20 protein-coding genes are annotated in these 16691 nt (G+C 62.1%); 13 read left to right on the forward strand and 7 right to left on the reverse strand.

What is annotated here, in order from left to right:
* The coding region (locus FKV24_RS20135) for an excalibur calcium-binding domain-containing protein (RefSeq protein WP_141482385.1) at positions 1 to 87 on the forward strand (87 nt) is incomplete at its 5' end.
* A 129-nt stretch (positions 88 to 216) separates the two neighbouring features.
* Entirely contained in the window at positions 217 to 1209 is a 993-nt protein-coding gene (locus tag FKV24_RS10700; protein ID WP_249040993.1) for an MBL fold metallo-hydrolase, read from the forward strand.
* 163 nt (positions 1210 to 1372) lie between these two features.
* Here the strand turns inward: FKV24_RS10700 and FKV24_RS10705 are convergent, their stop codons facing one another.
* The 3 genes from FKV24_RS10705 to FKV24_RS10715 form a co-directional block, all read right to left on the reverse strand.
* Complete coding sequence (locus FKV24_RS10705) at positions 1373 to 1750, reverse strand: hypothetical protein (RefSeq protein WP_141482369.1); 378 nt, start codon at positions 1748 to 1750, stop codon at positions 1373 to 1375.
* 87 nt (positions 1751 to 1837) lie between these two features.
* On the reverse strand, positions 1838 to 2221 hold the full coding sequence (locus FKV24_RS10710) for a hypothetical protein (RefSeq protein WP_141482370.1): 384 nt from the start codon (positions 2219 to 2221) through the stop codon (positions 1838 to 1840).
* 78 nt (positions 2222 to 2299) lie between these two features.
* Positions 2300 to 2959 (reverse strand): CmcI family methyltransferase, encoded by a 660-nt coding sequence (locus tag FKV24_RS10715; protein WP_211371845.1) that lies wholly within the window; start codon positions 2957 to 2959, stop codon positions 2300 to 2302.
* A gap of 324 nt (positions 2960 to 3283) precedes the next feature.
* On the opposite strand from FKV24_RS10715, the gene FKV24_RS10720 reads away from it, so the two are divergent.
* Complete coding sequence (locus tag FKV24_RS10720) at positions 3284 to 3499, forward strand: hypothetical protein (RefSeq protein ID WP_141482371.1); 216 nt, start codon at positions 3284 to 3286, stop codon at positions 3497 to 3499.
* A gap of 90 nt (positions 3500 to 3589) precedes the next feature.
* Positions 3590 to 3823 (forward strand): MFS transporter, encoded by a 234-nt coding sequence (locus FKV24_RS10725; RefSeq protein WP_141482372.1) that lies wholly within the window; start codon positions 3590 to 3592, stop codon positions 3821 to 3823.
* A gap of 186 nt (positions 3824 to 4009) precedes the next feature.
* On the opposite strand, the gene FKV24_RS10730 is transcribed toward FKV24_RS10725, so the two are convergent.
* Complete coding sequence (locus tag FKV24_RS10730) at positions 4010 to 4585, reverse strand: RNA 2'-phosphotransferase (protein WP_141482373.1); 576 nt, start codon at positions 4583 to 4585, stop codon at positions 4010 to 4012.
* A 125-nt stretch (positions 4586 to 4710) separates the two neighbouring features.
* Between FKV24_RS10730 and FKV24_RS10735 the strand changes: the two genes are divergently transcribed.
* Together FKV24_RS10735 and FKV24_RS10740 are read left to right on the forward strand one after the other, a co-directional pair.
* Positions 4711 to 5565 carry a hypothetical protein gene (locus tag FKV24_RS10735; RefSeq protein WP_141482374.1) on the forward strand — a complete coding sequence of 285 codons (855 nt, stop codon included), beginning with the start codon at positions 4711 to 4713 and terminating at the stop codon, positions 5563 to 5565.
* A gap of 148 nt (positions 5566 to 5713) precedes the next feature.
* Positions 5714 to 6163, forward strand: coding sequence for a hypothetical protein (locus FKV24_RS10740; RefSeq protein ID WP_141482375.1), 450 nt, complete (start codon positions 5714 to 5716; stop codon positions 6161 to 6163).
* A 58-nt stretch (positions 6164 to 6221) separates the two neighbouring features.
* Here the strand turns inward: FKV24_RS10740 and FKV24_RS10745 are convergent, their stop codons facing one another.
* Both FKV24_RS10745 and FKV24_RS10750 read right to left on the reverse strand, forming a co-directional pair.
* Positions 6222 to 7217 (reverse strand): bifunctional helix-turn-helix transcriptional regulator/GNAT family N-acetyltransferase, encoded by a 996-nt coding sequence (locus FKV24_RS10745; protein WP_141482376.1) that lies wholly within the window; start codon positions 7215 to 7217, stop codon positions 6222 to 6224.
* Positions 7218 to 7353: 136 nt separating this feature from the next.
* Positions 7354 to 7644, reverse strand: coding sequence for a hypothetical protein (locus FKV24_RS10750; protein ID WP_141482377.1), 291 nt, complete (start codon positions 7642 to 7644; stop codon positions 7354 to 7356).
* 424 nt (positions 7645 to 8068) lie between these two features.
* Between FKV24_RS10750 and FKV24_RS10755 the strand changes: the two genes are divergently transcribed.
* The 3 genes from FKV24_RS10755 (at position 8069) to FKV24_RS10765 (ending at position 10206) form a co-directional block, all read left to right on the forward strand.
* A complete protein-coding gene (locus FKV24_RS10755) occupies positions 8069 to 8284 on the forward strand; it encodes a type II toxin-antitoxin system Y4mF family antitoxin (protein WP_211371846.1) in 216 nt (71 codons plus the stop codon).
* An 11-nt stretch (positions 8285 to 8295) separates the two neighbouring features.
* Positions 8296 to 9576, forward strand: coding sequence for a HipA domain-containing protein (locus FKV24_RS10760; RefSeq protein ID WP_170288278.1), 1281 nt, complete (start codon positions 8296 to 8298; stop codon positions 9574 to 9576).
* A 153-nt stretch (positions 9577 to 9729) separates the two neighbouring features.
* Complete coding sequence (locus tag FKV24_RS10765; RefSeq protein WP_141482379.1) at positions 9730 to 10206, forward strand: hypothetical protein; 477 nt, start codon at positions 9730 to 9732, stop codon at positions 10204 to 10206.
* Positions 10207 to 10338: 132 nt separating this feature from the next.
* Here the strand turns inward: FKV24_RS10765 and FKV24_RS10770 are convergent, their stop codons facing one another.
* Positions 10339 to 10596: an XAC0095 family protein gene (locus FKV24_RS10770; RefSeq protein WP_141482380.1), complete on the reverse strand. Its 258-nt coding sequence runs from the start codon at positions 10594 to 10596 to the stop codon at positions 10339 to 10341.
* A 180-nt stretch (positions 10597 to 10776) separates the two neighbouring features.
* On the opposite strand from FKV24_RS10770, the gene FKV24_RS10775 reads away from it, so the two are divergent.
* The 4 genes from FKV24_RS10775 to FKV24_RS10790 all read left to right on the forward strand — a co-directional run.
* A complete protein-coding gene (locus FKV24_RS10775; protein ID WP_141482381.1) occupies positions 10777 to 11115 on the forward strand; it encodes a helix-turn-helix domain-containing protein in 339 nt (112 codons plus the stop codon).
* 169 nt (positions 11116 to 11284) lie between these two features.
* Positions 11285 to 12334, forward strand: a complete 1050-nt coding sequence (locus tag FKV24_RS20240; RefSeq protein WP_141482382.1) for a DNA cytosine methyltransferase — start codon at positions 11285 to 11287, stop codon at positions 12332 to 12334.
* Positions 12335 to 12337: 3 nt separating this feature from the next.
* A complete protein-coding gene (locus FKV24_RS10785; protein ID WP_141482383.1) occupies positions 12338 to 15307 on the forward strand; it encodes an ATP-binding protein in 2970 nt (989 codons plus the stop codon).
* A partial coding sequence (locus tag FKV24_RS10790; protein WP_141482384.1) for a response regulator receiver domain occupies positions 15291 to 16691 on the forward strand: 1401 nt, incomplete at its 3' end. The genes FKV24_RS10785 and FKV24_RS10790, both read left to right, overlap by 17 nt.

The raw sequence follows: 16691 nt of genomic DNA on the forward strand, positions 1-16691 counted from the left end.
GCCGCCGGCGCGGCACCGGTGCGACGCGGCGACCCCGGCTACGCGCGCCACCTCGATCGCGACGGCGACGGCATCGGCTGCGAATAGGCGCGCCGGCAACCGCGCAACGCCGTTGCAACCACCGCCTGGCACACTGCTTTCCGATATCGGGCCTTGTCGGGCACCACCGTCGCGGACAGAATCCGGACCCTCCCCACATGCAATCGGAGAATCCGGATGCTCCGCTCCACCGTTCGTGCTTCGTCCCTGTTCGCAGCCCTTGCCGCGGCGATGACCCTGGCCGCCTGCTCGCAACAGACCGCCGAGCCGCAGGCATCGGGCGACGCCGCCACCGGCGCCAGCCCGTTCCACACCGAAGCGCCGGTGCCGGATGAGAACATCCATGGCTTCGCGATCGGCGAGCTGTCGGCGACCGCGCTGCGCGATGGCGCGCTGGCGTTTCCGAACGACAACCAGGTGTTCGGCGTCGGCCACACCCCGGACGAGGTCGCCAGCGTGCTCGGCGACGCCGGCCTGGCGACCGATGCGCTCGAGCTGGGCCTGCAGCCCTTGCTGGTGAAGGCCGACGACCGCGTGCTGCTGTTCGACACCGGCGCCGGCGCCGCCTTCGGCGATGCCGCCGGGCACCTGGGCGAATCTCTGGCCGCGGCCGGCGTCGCACCCACCGAGGTCACCGACATCTTCATCTCGCACGCGCACGGCGATCACGTCGGCGGTCTGGTCGGCGCCGACGGCGCGCTGGCCTTCGCCAACGCCCGCATCCACATGTCCGAGCCCGAATGGGCGTTCCTGTCCGGCATGGACGCGGACACCTCGAAGGCGGTGATGATCCCCGGGCACGCCGCCTTCGTCGCCGCGCTGGAACCGAAGGTCGTCACCTTCGCCCCCGACGCCGATATCCTGGCGGTGCAGGTCAAGGCGGTGGCGATCAAGGGCCACACGCCCGGCCACAGCGGTTACCTGATCAGTTCCGGCCAGGACTCGCTGCTCTACGTCGGCGACGCCACCCACCACTCGGTGATCTCGGTGCAGAAGCCCGAATGGCCGAACGGTTTCGACGGCGACGCCGAGACCGCCGCGACCAGTCGCAGCGCCCTGGTCGAGCAACTCGCCTCCAACGGACAGCGCGCCTACAACGTGCACGGCCCGTTCCCCGGCGTCGGCCGGATCCAGAAGCAGGACGGCAAGACGGTCTGGGTCGCGGAGTGAGTGCGGGCGGCCCACAGCCGCCATGTGCCGGGAAATCTTCTGGCCGGAAAACCTGCTGGAGATGCGCAGGCGACTGCCGTCGCCTCGCCGCCGATCGCATCCGCTTCGACGCGACGGGCATTGCGTCGCGGATGCTTCGGCCCGGTAGGCGCGTCGCCGGCCACTAACCGGCGGCAGGCTCGGACTTCCACAGTGTCGCCGCCATCGCCTTGCTGGCGCCCCAGGCCAACAGGCCAAGGCCAACCGCATTGACCACGGTCAGCAGCATGCTCAACATGCCGATGATCGTGACCATGCTGCTGATGCTCACGAACCCGTCGTCGGTGTTGTGGATCAGCCAGGTCTGGCCGATGCTGATCAGCATGCCCAGCACCGACGACCCCAGCATCATCGCCGTGCCGCCAATCGCCAGTGCGCGTCCCGGCGCCGCTGCCGGCGCGCGTGCCCACAGCATGGCCAGGCCGAACACCGTGGCCAGCAGGGTGGGAAGGTGGTAGCCCATCATCGTCAGCGCCTGGATCAGGAAGCCGTCTTGGATCATCGATCAGTATCCGTACATTCAAGTCGCGCCAAGCCTACCCCACTTCGCCACGGTCACCGGCAGCGGCGACGGTACCGACACGTCCGGTCAAGCCGGACATTCGCCGTCGCCGATCACCGTCCTCCCCGCCCTGGCGATCCGTAGCGCGATCGCCGGATGTTCGCGGTAGTAGCGGGCGCTGCCGGCCAGATCGCGCCAACGCTGCAGGTCATGGCGTAGCCCGACCAGGTGCCGGCTCGCAATCAACATGTTGGCGACCGGATAGCCGACGCCACCGGCAAGTCGTGTCTCGAGCAATTGCCGCATCAGTTCGGCACGCTCGCGGCACAGCTCGGCCTGCTCTTCCGCCGAGCGGACCGGCGCGTCAAGCCCGGACGCCAGCAGATCCGCAATGCCGACGTCGGCGATCGCCGACGCGCCCGTACCCTGCAGTAGCGCGATCACGCGATGCAGGGGAGAGGTCGCGACCATCTGGACAGCCGCGGACGCGGCGGAGGCCGGCACGATACGTCGTTCCCCGACACCGGTCCGGGAACGACGTGCCCGCGACTACAGCCGGCGCAACCAGCCGTTGGGGTTGTAGGTCGCGTTGTGCCCATAGAGGTCGCACAGCGCCTCATCGATGACGTAGGCGTCGCCGCGCGTGGCGAGGAAGTCGGCGACGGCGCGGTTGGGGCCGTTGCGGTAGCGACGGTAGTGTTCGCCGCTGAGCCCGTCGACGATGCCGTCCTCGACAACGATGTAGTCGCCGCCGAGCAGATGGGCATCGAAGAACTCCAGCGCCGCAAGGCTGTGCTCGTAGAAGTGGCTGCTGTCCTCGACCACCAGCCACGGATGCGGGCACGCCCGCAGCAGTTCCGGCGCCAGCACTTCGCCCAGGCGCCCGGCATCGCCGTGCAGGAAGCGGATCCTGGGATCCTCGACGCGGGACTGCGGATTGATGTCGACCGACACCACCCGTGGGTCCTCGACCCCCTGGGCTGTCAGCATGTCGGCGAACCAGAGCACACTGCCGCCGAACTTGGTGCCGATCTCGATCACCGTACGCGGCGCGAGCCGGCCCAGCAGCTGCAGGTACAGACCGATGTCGAAAGGGCTCTTGAAGAACGGGACGCCGCGATAGCAGGTCCGCATGGTACCGGCCTGGATGCGATCGAGCACCGCGACCGGCATCGCGGACGCGAATGCCCGCCCCTGCGCCCCGTCCACGCGAAAATCCGGGTCCCGCCACACTGTGTCCTGCTGCATTGTCGATCGCCCCCTTCGGTCCCCACTCCGGCAACATCGCGCGACCGTCGTCCGGCCATTCCGCCAACGGACCCGCGCGCCTGGCCACAGCGTACCCGCTGTCGGCCGGAGCCGCCCGTCGGGGCCGGACCACAGGGCATGCAGCGGATGGCATGAAGTGTTCCAGACGCCCCCGCATCCACAGGGAGGCCCTTCCGGCGCCCGCTGGACCACGGTGCGCGCCAGTCGCGGCGTATCCGAGCAGGCAGTCCCAGTGCGCCGTCGCGGACCTGCAGCGACGGTCCATTGAACACGTTGACGTACCAGGCGGCGATCGCGGCCACATCGACGCCCTCGAGCACGCCGTCCTCAGCGAGGTCGCCCGCCGCCGGGCTGATGATGATCCCGCTGTCGGCGCCGATGCTGCCCGTGCCTTTCGTCGGCGCCCTGTTCACCCGCTGGATATCCACCGCGGTGCTGCCTGGACCGGGCCAGCTGATTGCCGCCGCCGGTCTGGGCTGACTGCGCCGGATCGCACCCGACGCCTCGACCGCGGTCCTGGCCGGACCGCTGGTCGTGACAGGTATCGGCAGCCGCTTGCCCCGAGGACTGATGGACGCGGTGTCGATCAGCGTGGTGCCCGAGGAGCGCGCCGGCATGGCCACCGGCATCTTTATCACCACCCGCGTGACCGGCGAGGCGATCGTCCTCGCGGCCGCCGGCATGCCGGCGACGCTCGCCCAGAGCGGATGGCGCAACAGCCGGGGACCGGCGTCGCTGCTGGAGCAGGTCGCTTCCTCGCCAGCGGCGATCTCGCCGGGGCCGCGCTTCAGCTCCCCGGCGTAGCTCGCCCGTTGCTGGTGAGGTGCATACCGATGCCTTCGCGCCCCTGTTGCAGACGCTTGCCACGCTGGCCGCCATGCTCGCACTGGCGTCCTATGTCCTGTTGCGTCCGTGCGCGCAGGCGAGGTCGCCGGGCAAGGGCTGACATCGACGCTGAGGCGGGGCGCTACCGCCGCAGCGCTTGCTCGATCAATCGACGCCGGATGCAGCGCCCTTGGCATCGTCCGGGAGATTCCCCAGAAAGCCAGGCGGTACCGTCTCGGTCAGCCAGACGCCGTTGTCGGACCGATGGAAGCGGTGGCACTCGGCGTGCATGCGGCCGGCATCGACCGACAGCACCACGACCTTGCCGTGGCGCCGACCCACCGCGGTGGCGGTGTCGCGGTCGGCGGACAGGTGCACATGATGGCGGGCGCCGCGCAGCAGGCCCTGCTCGCGGATCGAATCGAGGAAGCGGGTCGCGGTGCCGTGGAACAGCTGCGCCGGCGGCTCGCACGGCGCCAGCGCCAGATCGACCGTGATCGAATGGCCCTGGTTGGTGCGGATGCGCAGGCCGTCGTCGCTGATCGCGAAGCGCTGCTTGTTGTTGCCCTCGACCACCCGCTGCAACAGCGCGCGGTCGATCCGATGGTGCGGCCGCATGCACCGCAGCAACTCATCGATGTCGGCCCAGCCCTGCGGGTCCAGCTGCAGGCCGATCTTCCCCGGCTCGTGACGCAGGACCAGGCTCAGGAATTTGCTGGTGCGGATCAGGCTATCGCTCATGGGGCGGGATTGTAGAGGGCCGCGTGGCATCGCGGCGGCGAAGCGCGGCCGCCGCACGCGTGGGGCGCGCGTCGACATGCGCCGCGTCTACACTGGCGTCCTTCGCGCCACAGGCCATCGTCGCCATGAAGCCCATCCTGCTTGCCCTCTGCCTGTTCAGCCCAGCCGCGCTGGCATGCGACACCTCGCATCTCGGGCTGTCGGGCTCGCTCAAGGTGGAAACCTGCAGCCCACAGGAATCGTCCGACTGCATCAACGCCGCGCAGGCGCTGTACGAGTACTCGGAGGCGATTGCCGACAGCGATGCACTGTTCACCATCGCCCTGCAGGCGAATCCCTGGCGCATGTACGACGGCCAGATGCGCATCCTCACCGTCGAGGATCTGGCCGACACGATACGGCCCCAGCTTGATGGCAAGGTGGAGCGCGTCGAGCTGATCGGCTCCTGGACCGGGGTATCGCCAGCGCCGGGCGTGCCGTCGCTGGCCGAGCGCGTATCGAAGGCGCTCGGGGGTTTCCCGGTCACGGGCGAGGACGGCTTCCTGTGGCTGTCGCAGGACGGCACGCGCCGGACCACGCGCCAGGCATTCACCCTGCGCGAGGGCGCCGGCGCGTATTTCCTGCCCAAGAACGCCGACGTGTTTTCGCCGCTGGTCGCCGGCTGGCCCGCCTTCGTGCAGGAGCGGGTCGGCAGCGACGATCCCGAACTGATGATGCTCGCCGCCGCGGCTTGGGACGTGTTCTTCCTGTGCCCCGACAAGGCGCTCGCCAGCTTCGAGCAGGCCGCCGCCATGGGCAACGCCATCGCCGCCTACAACGCCGCGACCATGCGCCTGGAACGCGATGCCGACGGCGACCGCGATGCCGCGATCAAATTGCTCGAACGTGGCGTGGAACTGGGCGATGACAGGTCACGGTCGCGGCTCAAGGCCGAGCGCGCGGGCGAACGGTCGGTCCGGATGGGGAAGGCCTCGTCCTGATCCCGGCCCCGCCTGCCGGGCTCGAACCCGGCGGGCCGGGTCGTATCGGCCCAAATTGGCCTCATTGAATGCCTTGAAAGCGGGTATCGAATAGAGCCAACTGGGCGCCTATCGTCGCCCTGCCCTCCCCGACATGAGGCCGACGACGATGACGATCCGCCCCCCCGCCCCCCTCGCCACCCTGCTCGCTCTGGCCATCGCCCCCACCGCCCAGGCCGGCGATGCCGCCGGCTGCGCCGCCCAGTTCGAGGCCGCGCAACGGATGGACATGGAATCGTTCCGCGACTACGACGCCGAGACCTTCCGCGCCGTCCACGACGAACGCGCGGTGACCGTGTTCGCCAGCGGCGCCGTCCGCTACGGCATCGACGCGATCATGCAGACCCTGGCCGGGCACTTCAGCGGCCGCGAGGGCCTGTGGCGCTGGAGCGAACGCTACCGCGTGGTCGACGGCTGCAAGTCGGCGTTCATCCTCTACGAAACGGTCTACGAGCTGCCCTCGATCGGCTACCGCCAGCGCGCCCTGACCGGCGTGACCTACAGCCACAACGGCGACACCTGGCTGGCGATCGCCGACCAGGGCACGCCGTTGCCGTAGCGGGTCGCGAGTCCACGGCTTCGGCACGGGCCGCGCGCCGCGGCCGGGCCGGCCCTCCTCAGGCGGCGTCCGAGCGGGCGCCACCGTCCGGGTCGCGATCGATCCGGCCCCTATAGATCATGTAGACGTCGGCGCGTTGGTAGTGGGTGCCGGGCTTCACCCCCGGCTGCAGCTCGAAGCCGACGCTCTCGTACAGCCGCAGTGCCGGCTGCAGGCGCTGCTGCGATTCCAGGAACAGTTCGCGGCCACCGAGTCGCTCGAACTCGGCGATCGCCGCGTCCATCAGCTTGCGGCCGATGCCCAGGCCCTGGTGGCGTTCGGTGACCGCCATCTTGGTCAGCTCATAGACGCCGGGGGCATCGACCATCAGGGCGCAGGTGCCGACCGCCTCGTCGCCGACCACGGCGATCAGGATCGCGCCGCCGGGCTCGAGGATGTGCTGCTCCGGCTCCGACAACACCGCGTGGTCGATCGGCTCGATCCGGTAGTACTTCGCCAGCCACTCGGCGTTGAGCCGGTAGAAGTCGCCGCGCCACTGCGGCGCGAACGGCACCACCCGCACTTCGGTGGCCCGGCGCTGGCGCAGGCGCCGCGCGACCTCGGCCGGCAATGGCTGCTCGTCGAGGCTGGCCTCGTAGCGCGACAGCGCATCCAGCAGGTCGACGCCGGTGGCGGCGATGCGGTGCTCGACGGTCTCGCGCATCGCCTGCCACAGCGGCCGCGCCGCCTTCAGCTCGGCCTGGCAGCGCGCGGTCAGCGCCAGCACCCGCTGGCGGCGGTCGTCGGGGGCCGGTTCGCGCTGCAGCAGGCCCTCGCGGGTGAGCTTGGTGGCGAGCTGGCTGATCGCCGAGTGGGTCAGGCCGATCTCGCGGGCGATCTCGCCCACGCTCAGCGGCCCGCGCTCCTGCAACAGCCGCAACACCGGGAACCAGCGCGCCTGCAGACCAATCCCGTGCTCGCGGTAGACCTGGTCGATCAGATCGTAGCTGCGCTCGCTGATCACCTTCAGACGGCTGGCGAGGGCCAGGGTGCCCTGGACCGAAAGGAAGCTCATGGCGGTATCCGACAGGATTTACGTAAGTGATAACATAAATCCCCGGATCGCCATCGGCAAGCCCCGTCCGGCCAGGCCAGCACACCCCGCCCGACGGCCCCGGGGCAAGGCACCTCAGGCCTGAGGACGGCAACGCCTAGTCCAGCCGCTCCGCATCCAGCACCAACCGCTCCACCCCCAGCACCGGCGTCTCCACCAGGCCCGGCCCGAACCACTGCAGGGTGTTCACCCCCTCCAGCGTGTACCAGGGCGCGTTGGTGCGTATGTGCAGATAGGTCCTGTCGGCGGGACCGACGCCGTCGGGATCGACCCGCAGGAACACCCGGCAGTCGGCCTGGCCGCCGGAGCCGTTCAACACCACCGTCGCCCCCTCGGGAATCAGCGCGGTCTGCGAGTTGCGCGGGATTGCCACCAATGCCTCGATCATCACGTCCTCCATGGGCGCGGTCGGGGCGCCCCTTGCTACAAGGACGTCTTAGGCGGAGGTGTGTGAATTTCGATGAAAGGCGGCACGGCCGAGCGCGAATCGCGCCAGAACCGACTGGATCGCGCCAAAAACGGACGGAATCGCGCCAGTAGTGGCGCGATTCGAAATGCGCCCCACGGCAAGCCACCTCTGGAACACCGACGACAAGCGGTGTCGCACCCCGATGCCGTAGACATCGAAGCCCTGCGGGTTGCCTCTCCCTGCACGCCTTCGACACCGCGGTCGGCGACTCGGCGCCCCGGAAAGTTCCCGTACGGGATCAAATGGCTTGACGGTCGGGTCATTCCATGAAAATTTACCCGAACGGTAAAAATTATATGGCAACGCCATGATGACCGCCGAAAATTCCCGATCGGGACAATCCATGGCCATATCCGACCCCGCGATGCTTGGCGCCGTCATCCGTGGGACCCGCAGGTCCCACGGCCTGACCCAGTCGCAGTTGGCCGGACTGGCCGGCACCGGCCTGCGCTTCGTCAGCGAGCTGGAGCGCGGCAAGCCCAACGTCGCCCTGGACAAGGTGCTGGCGGTGTTGGCGGTCCTGGGCCTGCGCCTGCAGGCGGTGGAGGCCGGCTCATGAGCGGGCCAACTATGAGCGCCACCGCCATGGGTGGCCACCTGGAAGTCGAGTTGTTCGACCGGCCGGTCGGAGAACTCGCGATCGCCGGCCCACTGCACAGCCCCGAAGACTGGACGTTCGGCTACCGCGCGGACTACCTCGGGTCGAATACGCCGGTGGCGCTGTCGGTCTCGCTGCCGACCGGCGATACGCCGCACGCCGGCGCGGTGGTGCGCAACTGGTTCTGCAATCTGTTGCCCGAGGGCACGGTGCGTGAGGCGATCGCCACGCGATTGCGGATTGCCGACCGCGACGACTTCGCCCTACTGGCGGCGATCGGCGGCGAGTGCGCCGGCGCAGTCAGCCTGCGCGTGCCGGGCGCCGCGCCGGCCCGGCTGCAGGACGGGGAAACCGACCTGGAGACCCTGCTTTACCTGCAGGGCGACGACGTCGGCGAAGGCGCGTGGGCGCTGGTCGGCACGCCGCTGCGGCTGTCGCTGGCCGGTGCGCAGGACAAGATCGCGGTGATCGCCGAGCCCGATGGCCGCCTGCGCCTGCCGCATCCCGGCGAGCCCAGCACCCACATCCTGAAACCGGACAGCCGCCGCTTCCGCGGGCTGCGCGACCTGGAGGCGCTGGGGCTGGCCCTGGCGCGCGCGGTCGGCCTCGACGCCGCGCATGCGGTGCCGGTCGAGGTGGCCGGCCGCCCCGCCCTGCTGATCGAACGCTACGACCGCAGGACCGACACCGACGGCCGCACCCGGCGCCTGCATCAGGAAGACTTCTGCCAAGCGCTGGGCTATCCGGGCGAACTCAAGTACCAAATCCAGGGCGGCCCCGACCTCGCCACCTGCTCGCAACTCATCCGCCGGCTCGCACTGGGGCCGGGCGCGGTGCAGGGCCTGCTGGACTGGGTCGCGTTCAACGCCCTGATCGGCAACGCCGACGCCCACGCCAAGAACCTCGCCCTGCTCTGCGACCGCGACGGACGCCGCCGGCTGGCGCCGTTCTACGACCTGGTGCCAACCCTGGTCCTGCCGGAAAGCCTGATCGAGCGCACCCCGGCGTTGCGCATCGGCCAGGCCGCGCGCATCGACCGTATCGATGGCGACGACTGGCTCGCCTTCGCAGGCGAAGCCGGCTACGCGCCCCGCTACGTGCTGAACCGCGTCGCCGCACTCGCCGATGCGACCCTCGAACAACTGGAAGACACGGCGCATCGCCTCGTCGAACAGGGCGGCGACGAAGCCCGTCTGCGACGCGCGATCAATGCGATTGCCGGGAATGCGCGGAAGCTGCGGGACGCGCTTTGAGGTCGCTCCCCTGTCTGGCGCCCGGACAACAAAAGGCCCCCTGCACACTGCGTCGGCGCGGCTGCGGCAAATCGCGCCGTGGCCGACGCGATTCGCAAATGCAGATCGGGAACATCGCACCGCTGCACCCCAACCAAGTAAAGGAATGCATGCATGACGAAAGCTCAGAACGCTGACTACGCCCACTGGGCGCGTTTCTTCGGCAAGTCCACCCGCGACCCGGAGCTGGTCGCCGCCTTTCGCGACGCCGGCATCGCCAAGACCCCGGTCATCGCCCGCGACGACTTCGAGGAAAGCGAGGACATCGGCGCCCTGACCGTCAGCGTCCGCGACCCCTCGGTCTTCGGCGATCACGAAGGCCTTGGACGGGGCATCGGCATCTTCTCGGTCATCACCCTTCACCTGAAGCAGGCCGGCGACAAGGGCTATACCGGCCCCCTGCCCTACTCGGTCGACCACGAGGACTCGCGCGCATCGCTGCGCAAGAAACTGGGCCCGCCCGAGGATTCCGACGAGGACGACGAGCCCTGGGACGAATGGACTGTCGACGGGCGAAAGGTGGTCGCCTTCTATACCAGCGACTTCAAGGGCCTCGACGCGCTGACCGTCATGCTGCCGGAAGAGGATTGAGGGCTCGTCGCGCCCGTCCTGAAGGCGGGCGCGCAACCCGGGGGGGATGTCCGGCAGGGGGATCGGATGCGCAGGGGCGGATTCTATGCACCTTGCTGGTGAGGGCGCGCAGCCAGCGCGCTCAGCCACGCATCAAGGCAGCGGTTTCGACCACCGCGCCGCCCGCAGGCCGCGATCCAGCTGGTCGGCCAACTCCTCGAAGCATTGCGCCAGCGCGGCAATCCTGAGCGGCAACTCGGCCTCGGGCGCGTCCTCCTGCGCAGCGCGCGGGGCCGCCAGGCGCGCCAGCAGATCCAGGCGGTCCCGCACCTGTTCCAGCGTGCGATAGGCGTCCTCGGGGAGCAGGTAGCCGGTGGTTTGTGTGGTTGCGCCAGTTGGGAGCTTGCTCATCTATCACCCTCCATCCGACTGCCCCGGCACGGATTGCGTCAAGCAGTGGGAGCGTCCACTAGTCGCGAACCCCTTCCAGCCCGTCGCGCCTTCTCTGCGGCTTAGGTCTTGGGCGGCACGCTATCTACATTTAATGTAGAGTCTACAGCAACCGCTTCGCGCCGGCCATGATGGGCTCCCATGCCCAGCCATGACCCCGTGCGAAACCTGACCGCTGCCGCCGTCTTCTCCAAGCGTTTGAAACAAGCGCGAGAGATGGCGGGCGTGTCTCAGCGCGAACTTGGCGCCCTAATCGGCCTGGGAAAGAACGTGGGCAGCACCCGCATCAACCGTTATGAACAGCAGACGTCGCTATGCGATATGGAGACGGCGGCCCGGATCGCCGAGCAGCTTGGCGTGCCGCTGCCATACCTGTTCACCGAATCCGATTTGCTGGCGGAGATGATCCTCGCCTGCTCTAGGCTACCCACAATCGAACAGCATCGGCTTCTGACGACTACGTTGAAGAAAATTAAATAGCCGGAATGGAAGGATAGGCGGTCTCACACGGCACTGGAATACAAGTCCCGCCTCGCTCACAAAACCGTACACTTGGACTTTTGACTTGACCATTAATATCAATTCGCAAGCCCATGCAAGTACGGCCCCATTCACCAAAATTGAACATAGTCAAGAAAGCTAGACATTCATGAGCATAGGCGTTTTCGATTTCTTCTCAGGATGCGGCGGAACCAGCAAAGGGTTCCAGCAAGCCGGACTCACGCCTGCGTTTGCACTTGATTTCGATGGCGATGCCGCAACCACTTATAAGAGAAACTTCCCTAACACAGTCTTTAGCAAAACTGACATTAGGAATCTCAATCCTGACGAGCTAGCCGAACTAAACGCCGCACACGACATAACGCTATTCTGTGGATGCGCTCCATGTCAACCATTCACTCGCCAGAACACAAAGAAACCCACCACAAGGGCAGATTCAAGGAGATCCCTGCTATCGCACTTCGGGTTTCTTATCGACAAATATATGCCAGACTACATATTTGTCGAGAATGTTCCGGGAATTCAACGAGTCGCTGGAAATAGCACGCTCACTCGATTCAAATCACGACTAGTTTCTCTCGGCTATACTCCAACAGTCGGCGTCATTGAATCTCAAAGATATGGTGTTCCCCAAAGACGAAGACGCCTAGTTCTCTTAGCATCAAAGCACGGCCCAATCAAGTTCCCAGAAGAAACTCACAACCCAGATTTCGGCGTACCTTTTAGTACTGTAAGAGAATGGATATCGCATCTACCTCCAATAAAGGCAGGCGAGACCCACCCTAACGTACTTAACCATCGAGCCGCAAATCTATCTGAGACTAATCTTAAGCGAATCAAGGCAACGCCATCAGAGGGAACTCGCGCCAGTTGGCCGGCGGAACTGCATTTGGATTGCCATGCCAAGGCTGGTTATTCTGGACATTCTGATGTATACGGACGACTTAGGTGGGATGGACCTGCCACAGGATTGACTACTCGCTGCATAAGTCTTTCCAATGGTAGATATGGACACCCGGAGCAAGATCGCGCGATCAGCGTTAGAGAAGCTGCGGCACTTCAAACATTCCCAGAGGACTTTGAGTTCTTTGGATCAATGAACTCTCAGGCAAAGCAAATCGGTAACGCCGTACCGGTACTGTTGGCGAAGATATTTGGGGATCACATATTGGCTCATGCCAAAAAGCATGCAAGGTAAAGGATGGCCAAGTTCAAAGCCAGAGCAAGAACAGTTGACATGCTGGGCCGCCAGCAGATTGCTAATGTTTCAACGGCGATAAGCGAACTGTTCAAGAATGCCCATGATGCGTATGCCGATCATGCCGAAGTAGACTATTTCCGTTCAGACAATCTACTGGTTATTCGCGACAATGGCGTCGGCATGACACCGCGCGACTTTGAGGATCGTTGGCTCGTCTTGGGAACAGAGAGCAAGTACGCTCCTCAAGGGCAGAAAGCTGAGACCTATCGACCACCAGATAAACTTGAACGAGCAATCATGGGCGAAAAGGGCATTGGGCGTCTAGCCATTGCTCTACTAGGTCGCCAAGTCTTAATTCTTACTCGCGCTGAACGTGATGGCGTTACAAATGACCTCGTCATGTGTTTCATTCATTGGGAACTCTTCGAGATCCCCGGAGTCAATCTGGAAGACATCGATATTCCGATAAAGATCATATCTGGGGGCCACCTCCCCACCTATGATGACGTGGAAGCGTTACTTCAGAGCACGAAAAGGTGTATAGAGAAAATTTTTCCTGGCAGTCAAGAAGAATCACATAAGAGGATTGTCGACGACATATCGAACTTCCAGCTAGATCCTGCAGAAATGGATGAGTTTCTAGGTGGACTCAGCCTAAAAGACGGGCGCTCTGGAACACATTTCTATGTGGCTCCTGCCGACGAGGGGATCCCCCATGAGATTGAACGTGATCGCCAGGAAGAAACTAGGAACTTCACAAAGTTCCTATTGGGGTTCTCCAACGCCGTCTTCCGGGAAACGCCTCCCCCACCAATACAAACAGCGTTTAGGTATTGGCAAACCGACAGCGCAAATGAAGACCTTATTGGCGAAGGAGAGTTCTTCACCGCTCAGGAGTTGGACTCAGCTGACCACAAAATCAGCGGTCAAGTCGACGAATACGGGCAATTCTTCGGCGACGTTAGAATATACAGAGAACAGATTTCAGGCCACGTAATATCATGGGCGGGAGGCAATGGCCAGCAGACGAGATGCGGCCCGTTCGAGATTGAGTTTGGCTACGTATCAGGTGCACAAAGAGAAACCAGCCTCCCTCCAGATGAATGGAAAAGAATTACTGACAAGTTAAATAGAATAGGCGGCGTCTATGTCTACCGAGATCGCATCAGAATTCTTCCATACGGAAACTCCGATGTCGACTGGCTTAATATTGAAGAGCGCAGAACAAAATCAGCGTCATACTATTTCTTCTCTCATAGGCGCATCTTCGGCGCAGTAAAGTTGACAAGGAGAAGCAACAGCCTATTGAGAGAGAAGGCTGGCCGGGAGGGCTTCCAGCAAGACAAAGCATATCGCCAGTTGAAGGACATCCTGGAGAATATATTCCTGCAGCTGGCCGCCGACTTCTTTCGAGAGTCTGGAGATTACTCAGATCACTACAATGAACAGCGCTCCGAGCTAGAACGGCTCGAATTGGCACGAAGGCGCCGAGAAAAGCAGGTATCTACTAAACGGAAAAACATCGCTGTATCACTAGAAGGATTCTTCGAACGCGTAGGAGCTGGACTGCCAGAGGCGGAGCTTGCGAATCTCCGAGAGGTTATCAGACAACGCATGGGCTCCGCCGCCAGGATGAAGGATCCTGACGAGGCGTCGTCCGCGCTACTAGACGCCGAACGCGAAGCGAACCGTCGACTGTCCGACATCCGTGAGAGTTATCGCCTCGTAAAGCCACGTGGCGTTGGACTATCTCGGACATTGCAGCGTGACTGGAACGCCTACTCCGCGGAAGCTGAACGTCTAAACAAAGAGGTCTTCGATCCGTTCAGCATCGAAGTGGCGCAGACGCTTGGCGCCGTTGCACGGGAGGCAAAGCTTTATGTGGATCAAAGAAAGCGCTTGAGTGAGCTTATCAGGCAACAGGCAGAAAGCGAAAAAAGACTTGTGACAAGGGAGGCCGTGCAGGTCCGGACCTCAGCAAATGATACTCGCTCTGCTGCCCTTAAGTTTGCCCGCGATGCAATAAGAGAAATGCAGGAGACGATACTGGGAGTAGAGGTTGAATTTGCCCATAGAGATCTTGCTGGCCTATCTGAGAGTGAAGTAGAGAGACTGCGCAACAACTTTGGAGGGCGAATCGAATCAGTCGGAAAGAAGAACCAAGAAACACTTTCCAAAGTTAGAGACATGCTAACCGCAATCTCTAGCAACATTGCCCACGGTTTGGAGATCTCCGACACCGACATTGTCGAGGCCATGGATCAGGAGCTACAAGAACTTAGAGAGCAGTCCGATTCTGATGCAGAGATGGTTCAACTAGGACTAGCTGTCGCCGTTATCAATCATGAATTCGAAGCAGCGATCAAGGGAGTCCGCCGGTCCTTGCGGGAACTTAGACCATGGGCGGCTTCAAATGAGGAACTTGCGGGTCTGTATCAAGATATAAGAAGCAACTTTGACCATCTAGACGGCCACCTGAATCTCTTTACACCATTACAAAGAAGGCTTTATAGGAAGGCAATTCCGATCAAGGGATCAGATATTAGTCACTATTTGCACACCCTGTTCGAAGTGCGCATGAAAAGGCACGGTGTCGAGATACAGGCAACCGAAAATTTTCTAAACGCAGAGATAATGACTTTCCCCTCGACGATATATCCCGTCTTCGTCAATATTATTGACAATTCCATATTCTGGCTAAAGCAGAACAAGGGCAGCAAAGAAATCACCCTCGACGTAAGCGAACGAGGGTTTCTTGTGTCAAATAACGGCCCTGCAATAGGAGCGGCTGATCATCACTCGATATTTCTCCAGGGATTCACTAGAAAACCTGGAGGCCGAGGACTTGGCCTCTTCATTTCCAAAAAGGCACTTCAAAAGGAAGGAATGGATATCGAAACCGTGCCAGGAATAGGCAGCCATGGTGTAACAATGGAAATAAAGTGGCCACAAGATGATGATGCTACCTAATACTATTCAAGAACTCTCCAAACACGCCGCACAGGAGTTTATTCAAACCGCAGTCTTCGTGGACGACAGAATTTATGAACGCAGCTCTGCAAAAAGCTCAGAAGGGCCTAGTAAATTAATAACCCCAAAGCCTCGAAGAAAGGCCATTAAAAATGTATCCGTGGGCGCAAAAACAAATGTCACGCCCCCAGAGATAGCAGAAGAAGACTCATCGCCTGATTCATATGATATCGTCACCAGCTTCGCCAAGAAGCAGATAATTTGCTGCCTCTATCAACCGAAGAGCAAAGCTAAAGTTTCACCAACATCCGACATCTTTCCACTTTGCAAATCCGCGGATGTAGTTATTCTTGATTGGGATCTATTTGGAGATAAAGGAAAGCGCGCGCTTGAGCTAGTTGACGGGCTAGTTGCTCAGGCAGTTCAAGATGTTCCAGAACAACTGCGTCTAATTCTAGTTTACACGCAAGAGACAAACCTATTTAGTGTCGCTAATGAACTTTACGAGAAAGTCCACGCTAGTATTGGCGATGAATTTCAGCCCCTCGAAGGCGGACTCACGTTTCACACAAGCAATAGCCGTATTACTGTTCTCGGAAAGCCTGGCCGAGAACGTGCAGACACTAACCCAGAGCACATTGTGCATGAGAAGGATATAGCAGATGCTGCTGTTATAGAATTTGCGAAGCTAGCTTCGGGACTCCTGCAGGCGGCGACGTTGCTGGGGCTATCTGAAATTCGAAAAAATAGCAGGAAAATCCTATCCAAATTTAATACCTCCTTGGACCCCGCATTCATTACTCACATGGCAATGTGCTTGCCAGACGAAGATGCCTCCTCTCACGTCACCCCTTTATTAGTTTCTGAAATTGAATCCGTTCTTGAGGACGTGTTGCCAAGCCCATTAATCTCTAGCAAATTGCTAGCCGACTGGTGCAACAATGTTTGGAAGCCGGGGGCGCATCTAAGCAGAATTTTTAATAATGCTAACGTCGATTACAAAAGTGTTGCCATCGAAATTTGCAGCAAAGGATTTAAACAAGCGGCAAAGGATAATAGCCTAGTTCCAAACATCAATAAGAGCGGGAGCAAGCACGTTAATAAAGCCGCGAAGATATTTCTGCCAAACGATGCGTCCGAAGCAAATCACAGCTTTTCTCAACTCATGGCGAGCCGCACTTTCTATGGAAACGGAAAGAGAACTCTCCAACTAGGGTGTATAGTGCGCAATCAAGTAAACGGGCACTACCTGCTTTGTATTCAGCCCGTTTGTGACAGCGTGCGGCTGAAAGATGCTAGATCCTTTATCTTTGTAAAGATGAGCGAAATCAGCACCGTCGCAGATAGCACGCCATCGCATTTCGTAGCAAGCCAAGGGACTGCT

The sequence above is a fragment of the Marilutibacter maris genome, from assembly GCF_006546735.2.
Lineage (GTDB): Bacteria > Pseudomonadota > Gammaproteobacteria > Xanthomonadales > Xanthomonadaceae > Marilutibacter > Marilutibacter maris.

Excerpts from the sequence above, each read along its gene's own strand:
- FKV24_RS10700 (WP_249040993.1), top strand. The coding sequence starts at position 217 with ATGCTCCGCTCCACCGTTCGTGCTTCGTCCCTGTTCGCAGCCCTTGCC.
- FKV24_RS10705 (WP_141482369.1), bottom strand. The coding sequence starts at position 1,750 with ATGATCCAAGACGGCTTCCTGATCCAGGCGCTGACGATGATGGGCTAC.
- FKV24_RS10710 (WP_141482370.1), bottom strand. The coding sequence starts at position 2,221 with ATGGTCGCGACCTCTCCCCTGCATCGCGTGATCGCGCTACTGCAGGGT.
- FKV24_RS10725 (WP_141482372.1), top strand. The coding sequence starts at position 3,590 with ATGGACGCGGTGTCGATCAGCGTGGTGCCCGAGGAGCGCGCCGGCATG.
- FKV24_RS10730 (WP_141482373.1), bottom strand. The coding sequence starts at position 4,585 with ATGAGCGATAGCCTGATCCGCACCAGCAAATTCCTGAGCCTGGTCCTG.
- FKV24_RS10735 (WP_141482374.1), top strand. The coding sequence starts at position 4,711 with ATGAAGCCCATCCTGCTTGCCCTCTGCCTGTTCAGCCCAGCCGCGCTG.
- FKV24_RS10740 (WP_141482375.1), top strand. The coding sequence starts at position 5,714 with ATGACGATCCGCCCCCCCGCCCCCCTCGCCACCCTGCTCGCTCTGGCC.
- FKV24_RS10745 (WP_141482376.1), bottom strand. The coding sequence starts at position 7,217 with ATGAGCTTCCTTTCGGTCCAGGGCACCCTGGCCCTCGCCAGCCGTCTG.
- FKV24_RS10750 (WP_141482377.1), bottom strand. The coding sequence starts at position 7,644 with ATGATCGAGGCATTGGTGGCAATCCCGCGCAACTCGCAGACCGCGCTG.
- FKV24_RS10755 (WP_211371846.1), top strand. The coding sequence starts at position 8,069 with ATGGCCATATCCGACCCCGCGATGCTTGGCGCCGTCATCCGTGGGACC.
- FKV24_RS10760 (WP_170288278.1), top strand. The coding sequence starts at position 8,296 with ATGAGCGCCACCGCCATGGGTGGCCACCTGGAAGTCGAGTTGTTCGAC.
- FKV24_RS10765 (WP_141482379.1), top strand. The coding sequence starts at position 9,730 with ATGACGAAAGCTCAGAACGCTGACTACGCCCACTGGGCGCGTTTCTTC.
- FKV24_RS10770 (WP_141482380.1), bottom strand. The coding sequence starts at position 10,596 with ATGAGCAAGCTCCCAACTGGCGCAACCACACAAACCACCGGCTACCTG.
- FKV24_RS10775 (WP_141482381.1), top strand. The coding sequence starts at position 10,777 with ATGCCCAGCCATGACCCCGTGCGAAACCTGACCGCTGCCGCCGTCTTC.
- FKV24_RS20240 (WP_141482382.1), top strand. The coding sequence starts at position 11,285 with ATGAGCATAGGCGTTTTCGATTTCTTCTCAGGATGCGGCGGAACCAGC.
- FKV24_RS10785 (WP_141482383.1), top strand. The coding sequence starts at position 12,338 with ATGGCCAAGTTCAAAGCCAGAGCAAGAACAGTTGACATGCTGGGCCGC.